Below are 14,274 nucleotides of genomic sequence, written 5' to 3'. Positions count from 1 at the left end.
CACAGGACTAGCATGCTCGATCCCAATCTACTGCGTAACGAGCTCGACGCAGTCGCCGAAAAATTGGCTCGCAGGAAATTCAAACTGGATGTGGCGACCTTGCGCCAGCAGGAGGAGCGCCGCAAAGTGCTCCAGGTGGAAACCGAAAATCTGCAGGCTGAACGCAATGCCCGCTCCAAGGCCATCGGCGCCGCGAAATCGCGCGGGGAAGATATCGAGCCACTGCGCCAGGAGGTCAATCAGCTGGGTGAGCGCTTGAGCGCCGCCAAGACGGAACTGGACGCCCTGCAGGGTGCGATCCGCGATTACGCGCTGTCGCTGCCCAATATCCCCGCCGACGAGGTGCCCGACGGCCGTGATGAAAATGACAATCGGGAAGTGTCGCGCTGGGGCGAACCGCGCCAGTACGATTTCCCCATCCGCGACCACGTGGAGCTGGGTGAAATGGCGGGCGGGCTCGATTTTGCCGCGGCGGTGAAGCTGACCGGCGCGCGCTTTGTGGTGATGCGCGGCCAAATCGCCCGCCTGCACCGGGCGCTGGCGCAGTTCATGTTGGACCTGCACACCGAGCAGCACGGCTATCTGGAGCACTATCTGCCCTATCTGGTCAATCACGCCTCGCTGTACGGCACCGGCCAACTGCCGAAGTTTGCCGAGGATTTGTTTCATACCCAGCCGCTCAGCGAAGAAGCGGAAACCAGCGCCTATGCGCTGATCCCGACCGCGGAGGTGCCGCTGACCAACCTGATGCGCGACGAGATCATCGAGGAAGACGCGCTACCGCTGAAAATGACCGCCCATACGCCGTGCTTCCGCTCCGAGGCCGGCTCTTACGGGCGCGATACCCGCGGGCTTATCCGTATGCATCAGTTCGACAAAGTGGAAATGGTGCAGGTGGTCAAACCGGCGCAGTCGATGCAAGCGCTGGAAGAGATGACCGGCCATGCCGAAAAGGTGCTGCAACTGCTGCAACTGCCGTACCGCAAAGTGCTGCTGTGTACCGGCGATATGGGTTTCGCGTCCTGTAAAACCTACGATCTGGAAGTCTGGCTGCCGGCGCAGAATACCTACCGCGAAATCTCCTCGTGCTCCAACATCGGGGACTTCCAGGCGCGCCGTATGCAGGCGCGTTACCGCAGCCGGACCGACAAAAAGCCGCAGCTGGTGCATACGCTGAACGGATCTGGCTTGGCGGTTGGCCGCACGCTGGTGGCGGTGCTGGAAAACCATCAACTGGCCGATGGCCGCATTGAAATACCGGCGGTGCTACGGCCCTACATGAACGGGCTGACCCATATCGGTTAAGGGTCCGACGATCGCAACGCGCCCGCCGAGGCGCGTTTTTTTTTGCGCACCATCAGGCCTGTTTCCTGTTGTTGCGCAAAAAATGCGGCGACAGATTTTGGCCGATTGACTTTTTATGCCGTAGTGGCATGATGCGCGCAATCTCTTCTCTGAGGCTGCGTTTCCCATACCATGTCCGCCTATTCTCGCCCGGTGCTCTTACTGCTCGCGGGCCTCTTGTTATTGACGATTTCCATTGCCGTGCTGAACACGCTGGTGCCGCTCTGGCTCAGCCACGCCTCGCTGCCCACCTGGCAGGTCGGCCTGGTCAGTTCGTCCTATTTTACCGGTAATTTGGCCGGTACCTTGCTCGCCGGGGTGCTGATTAAACGGTTCGGCTTCACCCGCAGTTATCATATGGCCTGTTTGCTGTTCGCGCTGGCCACCGCGGCGTTGGGGCTGGCGGATGGGTTCCCTAGCTGGTTGCTGCTGCGGTTCCTGGCCGGCGTTGCCTGCGCGCTGATTTGGGTGGTGGTGGAAAGCGCGCTGATGCGCAGCGGTACCGTTCATAGCCGCGGCCAGCTATTGGCGGCCTATATGATGATTTATTATTTGGGCACCGTCGTCGGGCAGTTGCTGCTAAGCGGCGTCGCCACCGCGCTGACGGCGGTACTGCCGTGGGCGGTCAGCCTGATGGTGAGCGCGATGCTCCCCTTGTGGTTCGCCCCACTGGCGCCTCCCAGCGCGAGTGCGCCGCGGGTCGCGCTCTGGCCGATGCTGCTGCGCCGCAACGCCAGGCTGGGTGTCAACGGCTGTATCATTTCGGGCATCGTGCTCGGCTCGCTGTACGGCCTGATGCCGCTTTATCTGTCCCACCTCGGCCTGAGCGATGGTCACGTCGGCTATTGGATGGCGCTGCTGGTCAGCGCCGGTATCCTTGGCCAATGGCCGGTCGGGCGCCTGGCGGACCGCTACGGTCGTTTGATGGTGCTGCGGGTGCTGGTGTTTATGGTTATCCTCGGCAGTCTGGCGATGTTGAGTCATGCCGCGATGGCGCCGGCGCTGTTTGTGCTTGGCTGCTCCGGTTTTACTCTTTATCCGGTGGCGATGTCCTGGGCCTGCGAAAAGGTCAGCCCGGATGAACTGGTCGCCATGAACCAGGCGCTATTGCTCAGCTATACCCTCGGCAGCCTGTTCGGTCCGTCGATGACCGCCATGCTGATGCAGCGTTATTCGGATCATCTGCTGTTTGTCATGATTGCGGCGGTGGCGCTGGTGTATCTGGTGATGCTGCTGCGCAAACCGGATCGCCACCATACGCCGGTGGCCACCGCCTGAGAGCGACGCCGGCTGAGGGGCATCCTGCCAATGACTTAGCCGGCGTGAGCGCGTCTGCTCCCGGCGCCGGCACGCTTTTGCCCTGCGTACCGATTCGCCGCCGACGCGCTTTTCTCGCACCAGAAACGGCCAGGCCTGCCGCCTCCGAGTCCGCTCTGGCGCCGGCTGGCTTACGCCGCGGCGGCGGTCCTGCCGTCGGCTTTTGCCGCCAGCGCGGTCTGACTCGCCGTTGCGCGGTTGAGGGGGGCGGCACCGCGCCCTGGTACTAAACGTTTTCCGCCAGCGTTTGCGGCAGCGCGCTCGGTTGCATTTGCGCCTGCTCGTCATCATCGTGACGCGTGAAGCGCCAGCAGCGGGTGTGATAACGCGCGACGCTATTGCGATGCGCCACGCTAACCAGCGTAATGTGCGGCAAGGTGTCAATCAGCAGACGATACATAAGCTGCTCATTCTCATCGTCCAGCGCGCTGGTCGCTTCATCTAAAAACAGAATCTCCGGCTTTATCAGAAGGGCGCGGGCGAACGCCAGCCGCTGCTGTTCACCGGGCGAAAGCCAGTGGCTCCAATTGGCCTCGTGATTGAGGCGCGGCAGCAGATGTTTGAGGCGACACTGTACCAACACTTCATGCATTTGCGCTTCGGTAAAGTGATCCGGCGCATCGGGGTAGCACAGCGCGCCTTTCAGTGTGCCGATGGGAATATAACTGCGCTGCGGTAAAAACAGCAGCTTACGATCCTCTTGCAGAGAAATGCCGCCGCTGCCATAGGGCCAAATGCCGGCAATGGCCCGCAGCAGCGTGGATTTACCACAGCCGGACGGCCCGGCCACCAGCACCCGCTCGCCGGGAGCAATGGACGCGGTGACCGGCGCAAAAAGGGCACGGCCGTCGGGAACGTTGAGCGTTAACGCCCGCAAAGATAGCGCTTGAAGCGGGTCTCGCGCACGTTCGATAGGCGTATTTTGGCTGCTATGGCGGTCTACCGCGGCGTTAAAACCCGCCAAACGGTTGATGCAGGCTTTCCAATTAGCCAATTGGGTAAAGGCATCGATAAACCAGGACAGCGAGCCCTGAATCTGGCCGAAGGCGGAGTTAATCTGCATCAGCGTACCGAGCTGGATAGCGCCGGAGAAGTAGCGCGGGGCGGCCACCAGGATGGGAAAAATAATGGCAAACTGCCCATAGAAGTTGCTGGCGACGTTCAGCCGGCGACCGACGCGCATGATGGACCACCAGTTATCCTTGATCGACTCAAAGCGGTCGTCCAGCTGTGTCGCCTCGCGCGGTTCACCTTGATAAAGCGCAATGGCATCGTTGTTTTCGCGAATGCGGATCAGCCCGAAACGGAAATTTGCCTCAAACTTCTCCTGCATAAAGCCCAAGCTCACCAGAGGGCGGCCCACTTTCCAAATAATAAGGGAACCGACGCCGGCGTACAAAATGGCAAACCAGACCATATAGCCCGGGATGGTCACGTGATGGCCGCTGAACACAAAACTCAGCGGGCCGCTTACCGACCAAAGAATTGAAATAAAGGTGACGAAAGTGACCACACTGGACAGCAGGCCGAGGGTCAGCGAAAGGGTGCCGTTGGTCAAGGCGTTCAAGTCTTCGGCGATACGCTGATCGGGGTTATCCACCGTTTGCTGCTGTTCCGTATGATAGTAAACGTGATGAGACAACCATTTTTCCATGTACTGCCGAGTCATCCAGCGGCGCCAGTGCATCTGCAACCCTTGAGTGAGATAGATCTTATAGATGGAAAGCAGGATATACAGCAGCGCCAGCCAGGTGAATTTGAACAGTTGGCTTTTAAACACCGGGAAGTTTTTCGTTTGCAGCGCGTCATAAAACACCCGGTTCCACTGGTTGAATAACACGCTTAAATAAACGATAGCCAAAGACAGAATGATAATGACGGCCAACAGGCCCCAGGCTCGCCATTTTTCTTCTGAACGCCAATACGGCGCAATGAGCCGCCAAATGTCCCGCCAGCGGGCTGCTTTAATGTGGTTTGCTTTCATAACCTCTAATCACATTTATTGTTCAAACAAATATGATACGACATTAGACATTATGCCTTGTTCATAAATTTGCAGGATTAGTAAGTAAACATGTAATACACCGGGGCTGGCGAAACGCCAGAGCGCGTCACGGGGGGGGGGGCGACAGGTCGCGGCCCGCCCACGGCGGGCTGCCGCTCGGCGCGCTCGCCTTAGTACATCACCTTGTGGCCATAGCCCGCCAAAATATCGCGTACGCGATTCATGGTTTCGGTAGTGGGCGGTTTAACGCCTTCCAGCTTGTACTCCTCGCCCATGGCGATCCATTTATGCTTGCCCAGTTCGTGGTAAGGCAGCAGCTCGATTTTCTCGATATTGCTCATATGCTGGGTAAACTCGCCAAGCATATGGACCGATTTATCGTCGTCCGACCAGCCCGGCACCACCACATAACGCAGCCAGGTACGCTTGTTGATCTTGGCCAGATAGCGGGCGAAATCCAGGGTACGGTGATTGGACACCCCGACCAGATTCTGGTGGATATCGTCATTCATCTCTTTGATATCCAGCATCACCAAATCGGTGACCTCCAGCAGCTCGTCAATCACAGGATCGTAGCGCCGAACAAAACCGTTGGTATCCAGACAGGTGTTGATGCCCTCGGCATGGCAGGCGCGGAACCAGTCGCGCACGAACTCCGCCTGCAAAATCGCTTCGCCGCCGGACGCGGTAACGCCGCCGCCGGACGCGTTCATGAAATGGCGATAGGTGATCACCTCGCGCATGATCTCCTCAACGGTGATCTCTCGCCCGCCGTGGGTATCCCAGGTATCGCGATTGTGGCAATACAGACAGCGCATCAGGCAGCCCTGGAAAAAAATGATAAAACGAATGCCGGGGCCATCGACGGTACCGCAGGATTCAAAGGAATGGATACGACCAGTAACAGACATGGCAGGGAGTTCTCCATTGATAATGGAATAATAAGTTTTGGCTGAAAGCCTGCTTACGGTAAGTATAGCCGTCAGACAAAACGCGCTGTTCCATTGGGCGCGCCGCGCCGAGTAAAAAGGCCCCACTTTCGTGGAGCCTTTATTTTACGCCCTTTAAGACGGTGTGGGAAATTACATTGATTCAGTGAAGGTACGGGTGATGACGTCCTTCTGCTGCTCTTTGGTCAGCGAGTTGAAGCGTACCGCATAACCGGACACGCGAATGGTCAGGTTCGGGTAATCTTCCGGATGTTCCATGGCTTTCACCAGCATTTCCCGGTTCATCACGTTGACGTTCAGATGCTGACCGCCTTCAACGCCGGCTTCATGATGGAAATAACCATCCATCAGACCCGCCAGGTTGGCCTTACGTACGTCGTCGTCTTTACCCAGCGCCTTCGGCACGATAGAGAAGGTGTAGGAAATCCCGTCCTTCGCATAGGCGAACGGCAGTTTAGCCACCGAGGTCAGCGAGGCGACGGCGCCTTTCTGGTCACGGCCATGCATCGGGTTGGCACCCGGTCCAAACGGCGCGCCGGCGCGCCGGCCGTCCGGGGTATTACCGGTTTTCTTACCGTACACCACGTTGGAGGTAATGGTCAGAATCGACTGGGTCGGGACCGCGCCGCGGTAGGTGGTCAGCTTCTGGATTTTCTTCATGAAGCGTTCAACCAGGTCGCAGGCGATGTCGTCGACGCGCGGGTCGTTATTACCAAACTGCGGGTATTCGCCTTCAATGTTGAAGTCGATAGCCAGGCCGTCTTCGTCGCGGATAGGGGTGACTTTGGCATATTTAATAGCGGACAGCGAGTCGGCGGCGATGGACAGACCGGCGATGCCGCAGGCCATGGTGCGATAGACATCACGGTCGTGCAGCGCCATCAGCGAGGCTTCGTAGCTGTATTTGTCATGCATGTAATGGATGATATTCAGCGCGGTGACATACTGTTTGGCCAACCAGTCCATGAAATGGTCGGTACGTTCCAGCACGCGATCATAATCCAGTACTTCATCCGCCAGCGGTTCCCATTTCGGACCGACCTGCATTTTCAGTTTTTCATCCACGCCGCCATTGATAGCGTACAGCATGGTTTTCGCCAGGTTGGCGCGAGCGCCGAAGAACTGCATTTGTTTGCCGACCACCATCGGGCTGACACAGCAGGCGATAGCGTAGTCGTCGTTGTTGAAGTCCGGACGCATCAGGTCATCGTTTTCATACTGCACGGACGAGGTGTCGATGGACACTTTCGCGGTGAACTTCTTGAAGTTCATCGGAAGTTTTTCCGACCACAGGATGGTCATATTCGGTTCCGGCGACGGACCCATGGTGTAGAGGGTATTCAGGAAACGGAAACTGTTTTTGGTTACCAGGGTACGACCATCGACGCCCATACCGCCGAGGGATTCGGTTGCCCAGATCGGGTCGCCCGAGAACAGTTCGTCGTATTCCGGCGTACGCAGGAAGCGCACCATACGCAGTTTCATGACCAGATGGTCGATGAGTTCCTGAGCCTGGTCTTCGGTCAATTTGCCGGCCTTCAGATCGCGTTCGATGAACACGTCCAGGAAGGTTGACACGCGGCCGAAGGACATCGCGGCGCCGTTTTGGGATTTCACGGCGGCCAGATAACCGAAGTAAGTCCACTGCACGGCTTCCTGCGCGGTGGTGGCCGGCCCTGAGATATCGCAGCCGTATTTGGCGGCCATCTCTTTAATCTGAGCCAGTGCGCGGTGCTGGTCGGCGATTTCTTCGCGCAGGCGGATGGTCTGTTCCAGATCTTCGCCGTTTTCCAGTTTGGTTTGCAGCGACTGGAACTGGGCGAATTTATCTTTCATCAGATAGTCGATACCGTACAGGGCAACACGACGGTAATCGCCGATGATGCGGCCACGGCCGTAAGCGTCGGGCAGACCGGTCAGCACGCCCGCTTTGCGACAGCGCAGGATATCGGGGGTGTAAACATCGAAAACGCCCTGGTTATGGGTTTTACGGTAGTCGGTGAAGATTTTCTTCAGGCCCGGATCCAGCTCGCGATCGTACGCTTTGCAGGAGCTTTCCACCATTTTGATGCCGCCGAACGGAATAATGGCGCGTTTAAGCGGCGCATCGGTTTGCAGGCCGACGATCTTTTCCAGTTTTTTATTGATATAGCCGGCGTCATGGGAGGTAATGGTGGCGGCGACATCGGTATCAAAATCGACCGGCGCATGGGTGCGGTTCTCGATTTTGATCCCTTCCATCACTTTTTCCCACAGCGACGTCGTGGCGGCGCTGGCGCCCGCCAGGAAAGCTTCGTCGCCTTCATAGGGAGTGTAGTTTTTTTGGATGAAGTCACGCACGTTGACTTCTTTCTGCCAGTCGCCTGCGGCAAAACCTTCCCAGGCCGTGGACAGTTTGTTATTCAGATCGGTCATTATACACCTACCTTCTAATGTGGATTTCGACAATCCGGCTTTGGCGGCACAACTTAGTGCTGGTTGTCACCGCGCAGATAAATTACCCAATACGTTAACCCTACCAGTAAACCACCGCCGATAATGTTGCCGATCGTGACCGGAATCAGATTGTCGGTGATGAAATTGGCGACCGTCAGGTTGGCGAACTGCTCCGGCGCCGTCCCTATGGCCTGCCAGAACGCTGGCGGGGCAAAATTCTTGATAACGATCCCCATCGGAATCATAAACATGTTGGCGATGCTATGCTCAAACCCGCTGGCGACAAACATCGTGACCGGCATAATCATGGCGAACATTTTATCGAACATGCTGCGGCCGGAATAACTGGTCCAGACCGCCAGGCAAACCATCAAGTTTGCCAGAATGCCGAGGCAGACCGCCTCGACAAAGGTGTGATGCATTTTATGATCGGCGGTCTGCAATACGTTCAGACCCCAGGCGCCGTTGGCCACCATATGCTGACCCGCAAACCAGATGAGGGCCACAAATAACAGCGCGCCGATCAGGTTGCCGATATAAACATTGATCCAGTTACGCACCAGCTGCGCCCAACTAATACGGCCGCTAGCCCGGGCCACGACAATCAGTACCGACGAGGTAAACAAATCGGCGCCGCTGATGATGACCAACATTAACCCTAGAGAGAAACAAAAACCGCCGATAAGTTTGGCGAAGCCGTAAGGAACGGCGGCGGTGCCGGTGGTCGCGGTAATGTAAAAGACGAACGCGATGGAAATAAAGACGCCCGCGGTTATCGCCAGGAAAAAGGTGGTGCTGGGGCGTTTCGTCGCTTTATAGACGCCCGCCTCCTCAGCCACTTTTGCTGCCGCCGGAGGTAATAACAAATCAAAAGGGTTGTCGGCTTTCATGCTAACTCTTTCGTGGAATTAATTTACGGGTTAATTCTACCAAGTCAGTATAGGGCAAAAATTGACATGGATCATAGGCGGCCAAACTTGAAGGGGGAAATACACCACATTCAGTACGGGTTTCTAGTTTAAGTTATTGATTAATATCGAAAAAATAATTTTTAAAATTTATAAAATGAGTTGAAAATCACATTTTTTGCACCAATTATCGCGCTGGATTTATAAAAATTGTGGCGCAGTTGTAGTTATTTGCTTTTATTATCTGTTGGATTTTACTTTATTGAAACAATTGGCCTTAGCCTGTCACCTATAAAAGAGTCGCGTGGCTTAAGTCAACTCAGCGCACGAAAACGGGCGGCGACGGGTGGCCGCAGATCGCCTCCCGTCGCCGGCGTCGCCCCGCGGCCGCTACCGCTGCGCCGACCAAAAGCGGCGCTTAGCCTGCTGCAATTTTTCATACGCAGCCAACAGCGCCTGATGCGCCGGCAGCGCACGCAGGTCTTCATCCAGCGGCATCAAGCCGTAAAAAGGGTTTTCCCCCGCGAGCGCCGCCGTGGCGGCGGCGAGCGTCTGGGCGCCGTACATGCGGGCAAAGGCGTGCTGGTAGGATGCCGCCGCGCGTCCGCCCTCGTTTTTCAATTGCAACAGCGTATGCAGGCAGCGGTAATAATTATCCCGCTCCGCGCTAAACACCGACGCGTTGAAATCCCGGGTCCATTCGGTCCACAGCAGCGCCTGTTCATGGTCGCCGCCGGCCAACGCCAGCATGGCTTTCAATTCGCCCACCCGCAGGGTAAACCAGCCATTATCCCTGCCGGTGGCGAGACCCAGGAGTTCCCGCACCCGGGCGAAATCGTCCAGACCCAGCGCGTCAATCTGCTCGATAAGCGCCAGATAGCGCGCCTGTGGCCACCGGCTGGCGGGCAGTTGGCAAAGGGTGGCGCGCAGATCGATGGCCATGGCATTGTTGGCCAGCAACAAATCTTCCGCCGGATAAATGTCAGACATACCCGGAACCAGGATACGGCAGGCATAAACCCCCAGATGCTGATAATCGGCGATATAAACCTCGGTTCCGCGCGCTTGGAATATCCCCATCAACGTGGCGAACTCTTCTGCGGTGGTGCCGCTGAAATCCCAGTCCGCGAAGGCATAATCCGCCTCCTGCTTAAACATATCCCAAGAAATCAGGCCGCTGGAGTCGATAAAGTGGGTTTCCAAATTGGTCTGTTCGGCGACCTCTTCATTATCGAACGTCGGCGGCGTGAAGACGTTGAGATCTTTCAGGCCGCGCCCCTGCAGCAGCTCAGTTACCGTGCGCTCCAGCGCCACGCCGAAATCCGGATGGGCGCCAAAAGAGGCGAAACAGGTACCGTTGGCGGGGTTGAACAGCACGACGCAGATAACGGGAAATTGCCCGCCCAGCGAGGCATCGAAGGCAAAAATGGGAAACCCCTCGCCCTCAAGGGTGGCGATGGCTTCCACCACGCCGGGATAGCGCGCCAGAACCGGCTGCGGAATGGCCGGTAAACTGATAGCCTCTGCGATGATGCGGTTTTTGACGTAGCGCTCAAACACCTCAGACAGCGCCTGCACCCGGGCTTCGCTGGCGGTATTGCCCGCCGACATGCCGTTGGAAACATACAGGTTACCGACAATGTTCATCGGAATGTAGACCGTGGCGCCGTCGGACTGGCGGCTGAAGGGCAGGGCGCAAATCCCGCGTTCGCTATGGCTGGACTGCAAATCCACCAGATCGCGCCCGGTCAATTCCTGGTCCGGATCGTAAAAGGCGCGCAGATGATCGTCCAGGATGCCGTCCGGCAGCCCGCCGTCGGCCGGCAGCGCGAACCAGCGTTCGTTGGGATAATGCACAAACTCGCCGCCGGCGACCGTTGCGCCAAGATAAAAATCGGCGAAAAAATAGTTGGTGGAGAGGCGTTCAAAATACTCGCCCAGCGCCGAGGCCAGCGCCGCTTTTCGGGTCGCCCCCTTGCCGTTGGTAAAGCATAGCGGGCAGTCGCGATCGCGGATATGCACCGACCAGACATGGGGCACGGGATTAAGCCAGGAGGCTTCTTCGATAGTGAAGCCAAGTGCGCCGAGCTGCGCCTGAAAGCGGGCAATGGAGTCTTCCAGCGCCGCATCTTTGCCTGGAATAAAGGTCTGTGTCATCAGGGTCACTTATTATCAACGGAAACCGCCATAATACGGTGTTTTCTCCCCCGGCTCCATGTATTCTCTTAAGCATCAGGCGTTGCGGCCGGCCGTGGGCGGTGTTACAACCATGGTAGGTTATTTCGCGGTATTACTGGCAAATCGTGGTGAGGGAAAATGAATCAGGTGTTTAATTTTAGCTCTGGCCCGGCAATGCTGCCGGCGGAAGTGTTGCGCAAGGCGGAGCAGGAATTGTGTAATTGGCATGGCCTGGGCACATCGGTCATGGAAATCAGCCATCGCAGTAAAGAATTTCTCGAAGTGGCGCAATCCTCAGAACAAGACCTGCGCGAGCTGCTGGCGATCCCCGACAATTATAAGGTGCTGTTTTGCCACGGCGGCGCGCGCGCGCAATTCGCCGCGGTGCCGATGAATCTGCTGGGGGATGCCGCCAGCGCCGATTATATCGATGGCGGCTATTGGGCGCACAGCGCGATAAAAGAAGCGCAAAAATATTGCGACCCGCGGGTGATTGATGTCACCACCGACATAGACGGCCTGCGCGCAATTAAACCGATGCGCGACTGGGCCTTATCCGCTGATGGCGCCTATGTCCATTATTGCCCGAATGAAACCATTGATGGCCTGGCCATTGATGAATTGCCGGATTTCGGCGATCGGGCGGTGGTGGCGGATTTCTCCTCCACGATCTTGTCGCACCCGCTGGACGTCAGCCGTTTTGGCGTAATCTACGCCGGCGCGCAGAAAAACATCGGGCCGGCCGGGCTGACGCTGGTCATCGTGCGCGAGGATCTGCTGGGCCGCGCGAGCAAAGCGTTGCCGTCCATTCTTGATTACAGCGTGCTGGCCGAAAACGATTCCATGTTCAATACGCCGCCGACCTTCGCCTGGTATCTCTCGGGGCTGGTATTCAAATGGCTGAAAGCGCAGGGCGGGCTGGCGGAAATGGATAAACGCAATCAGGCCAAGGCGTCCTTGCTGTACAGCACCATCGACGAGAGCGATTTTTATCGTAATCGCGTCGCGCCGGCCAACCGTTCGCGCATGAATGTGCCGTTCCAATTGGCGGACAGTAATCTGGACGCGCTGTTCTTGCAGGAGGCCCAGGCCTCCGGCCTGCATGCCCTGAAGGGACACCGGGTGGTGGGCGGCATGCGCGCATCGCTGTACAATGCCATGCCGCTGGCAGGCGTGCAGGCGCTGGTGGACTTTATGCTGGGGTTTGCCCGCCGCCACGGGTAGCGTTCGCCGCTGCGCCGCGGGCCGCACGCTGCGGCGTGGCCGCTTTGCCGAGCCGGGTTGCCCGTTGCCCACGCTGTAGTGCGATGCCCATTGACCGTCAACCCTTGGCCATTGGCCGTTGACCATTAGCTGATGCCCGTTAATCGTTGACCATTGGCCGTGGACCGTGAACCGTGAACCGTGAACCGTGAACCGTGAACCGTGAACCGTGGACCGTAGACCGTAGACCACTGAACGTTGACCATTGGCCGTTAACCGCAGACCGCGCCGTTGCGGGGTGTGTGGGGCTGTCAGCCGAACGGCGAGGGCTGTTGCCGGTGGGTTGTGTTCCGCTTGCGTTGCCTGGGGCCTCGATGTGTCGCCGGGCGGGGTGCGCGTAACCCGCGTAGTCCTGGTTTGCCGCCGGCGTAGACGGCGTTACCGCCATCGTTGCGGCGTTGCCGCGAAGTATTTTCCTTTATAAGGGCGAAGCCGGCCTCGGGTCGGCCGCTGCCGAATCATCCTGGCGCCGAGGCTGCCGGCGCCAGGCGTTATTGTTAGCTGGAGAACGTGTTACACATGCAGGATTCCCTGACCTTAAATCCCATCGCGCGCGTCGATGGCACCCTCAATTTGCCGGGTTCCAAAAGCGTTTCCAATCGCGCCCTGTTGCTGGCGGCACAGGCCATCGGCACCACGCGCCTGACCAACCTGCTCGACAGTGACGATGTCCGCCATATGCTGACGGCCCTGGGTCAGCTCGGCGTCAATTACCGCCTGTCGGCGGACCGCCGCAACTGTGAAATTGACGGCCTCGGCGGCCCGCTGCGCGCGGATGACGCGCTGACGCTGTTTCTCGGCAACGCCGGCACCGCCATGCGCCCGCTGACCGCCGCGCTGTGCCTACAGGCGCAGGATGTGACGCTGACCGGCGAGCCGCGCATGAAAGAGCGGCCGATAGGCCATCTCGTGGACGCGCTGCGCCAGGGCGGGGCGCAAATTGATTATCTCGAACAAGAGCATTATCCGCCGCTGCGTTTGCGCGGCGGCTATCAAGGCGGCGATATCACCGTCGACGGCAGCGTCTCCAGCCAATTTCTCACCGCGCTATTGATGATGGCGCCGCTGGCGCCGCAGGACAGCCGCATTCGCATTAAGGGTGAACTGGTGTCCCGACCCTATATCGATATTACCCTGGCGTTAATGAAAAGCTTCGGAATTACGGTGCGCCACGATAATTACCAGGTGTTTTACCTCACCGGCAACGGCGTCTACCGTTCGCCGGGGGATTATCTGGTGGAAGGGGATGCCTCCAGCGCGTCCTATTTTCTGGCGGCGGCGGCGATCCGCGGCGGCACCGTGCGGGTCACCGGCATCGGCCGCCACAGCGTGCAGGGCGATATCCGCTTCGCCGATGTGCTGGAGAGCATGGGCGCCACCCTTCGCTGGGGCGACGACTACATCGAATGCAGCCGCGCTACGCTGCACGCTATTGATATGGACATGAATCACATCCCCGATGCGGCGATGACCATCGCCACCACCGCGCTGTTCGCCAGCGGCGGCACTACCACGTTACGCAATATCGCCAATTGGCGCGTCAAAGAGACCGACCGGCTGACGGCGATGGCCACCGAGCTGCGCAAAGTGGGCGCCACCGTCATCGAGGGGGAGGATTATCTGTCCGTCACGCCGCCCGCCAAACTGACCGCCGCCCGCATCGGTACCTATAACGACCACCGTATGGCGATGTGTTTCGCGCTGGTGGCGCTGTCCGATACGCCGGTGACGATTCTCGATCCGCAATGTACCCACAAAACCTTCCCGGACTTTTTTGCCCGACTGGCGGCGTTAAGCACGCCGGCCTCATCGCATTCGGCGCTATGATAACGGGTAAGAGTAACGTTTACGCGTAATGAAGGGTATAATGACG

9 protein-coding genes are annotated in these 14,274 nt (G+C 58.1%); 4 read left to right on the top strand and 5 right to left on the bottom strand.

The annotated features are described in order from the left end of the window. The first annotated feature begins 12 nt into the window (after positions 1 to 12). Positions 13 to 1,305: a serine--tRNA ligase gene (gene serS, locus SANT_RS13465; RefSeq protein WP_025422814.1), complete on the top strand. Its 1,293-nt coding sequence runs from the start codon at positions 13 to 15 to the stop codon at positions 1,303 to 1,305. Positions 1,306 to 1,476: 171 nt separating this feature from the next. After that, the gene (locus SANT_RS13460; RefSeq protein WP_025422813.1) at positions 1,477 to 2,622 is read left to right on the top strand and encodes an MFS transporter; all 1,146 of its coding nucleotides are present in this window, start codon (positions 1,477 to 1,479) and stop codon (positions 2,620 to 2,622) included. 265 nt (positions 2,623 to 2,887) lie between these two features. On the opposite strand, the gene SANT_RS13455 is transcribed toward SANT_RS13460, so the two are convergent. The 5 genes from SANT_RS13455 to ycaO all read right to left on the bottom strand — a co-directional run bounded on the left by SANT_RS13455 (position 2,888) and on the right by ycaO (position 11,117). Then, positions 2,888 to 4,645, bottom strand: a complete 1,758-nt coding sequence (locus tag SANT_RS13455; protein ID WP_025422812.1) for an ABC transporter ATP-binding protein/permease — start codon at positions 4,643 to 4,645, stop codon at positions 2,888 to 2,890. Positions 4,646 to 4,836: 191 nt separating this feature from the next. Then, a complete protein-coding gene (gene pflA / locus SANT_RS13450; protein WP_025422811.1) occupies positions 4,837 to 5,577 on the bottom strand; it encodes a pyruvate formate lyase 1-activating protein in 741 nt (246 codons plus the stop codon). Positions 5,578 to 5,748: 171 nt separating this feature from the next. Beyond that, complete coding sequence (pflB, locus tag SANT_RS13445; protein WP_025422810.1) at positions 5,749 to 8,031, bottom strand: formate C-acetyltransferase; 2,283 nt, start codon at positions 8,029 to 8,031, stop codon at positions 5,749 to 5,751. Between the two features lie 53 nt (positions 8,032 to 8,084). Further along, positions 8,085 to 8,942, bottom strand: coding sequence for a formate transporter FocA (focA, locus tag SANT_RS13440; protein ID WP_025422809.1), 858 nt, complete (start codon positions 8,940 to 8,942; stop codon positions 8,085 to 8,087). Positions 8,943 to 9,350: 408 nt separating this feature from the next. Then, on the bottom strand, positions 9,351 to 11,117 hold the full coding sequence (gene ycaO / locus SANT_RS13435) for a 30S ribosomal protein S12 methylthiotransferase accessory factor YcaO (RefSeq protein ID WP_025422808.1): 1,767 nt from the start codon (positions 11,115 to 11,117) through the stop codon (positions 9,351 to 9,353). Positions 11,118 to 11,276: 159 nt separating this feature from the next. Here ycaO and serC point away from each other — a divergent pair, with 159 nt between their 5' ends. Then, positions 11,277 to 12,362 carry a 3-phosphoserine/phosphohydroxythreonine transaminase gene (gene serC / locus SANT_RS13430; RefSeq protein ID WP_025422807.1) on the top strand — a complete coding sequence of 362 codons (1,086 nt, stop codon included), beginning with the start codon at positions 11,277 to 11,279 and terminating at the stop codon, positions 12,360 to 12,362. Positions 12,363 to 12,920: 558 nt separating this feature from the next. After that, positions 12,921 to 14,228: a 3-phosphoshikimate 1-carboxyvinyltransferase gene (gene aroA, locus SANT_RS13425; protein ID WP_025422806.1), complete on the top strand. Its 1,308-nt coding sequence runs from the start codon at positions 12,921 to 12,923 to the stop codon at positions 14,226 to 14,228. The last annotated feature ends 46 nt before the right edge of the window (positions 14,229 to 14,274 follow it).

Origin of the sequence: Sodalis praecaptivus, assembly GCF_000517425.1 — a bacterium.
Lineage (GTDB): Bacteria > Pseudomonadota > Gammaproteobacteria > Enterobacterales > Enterobacteriaceae > Sodalis_A > Sodalis_A praecaptivus.
The sequence above is the reverse complement of the archived record's forward strand: the minus strand, read 5'-3'. Positions and strand labels throughout refer to the sequence as shown.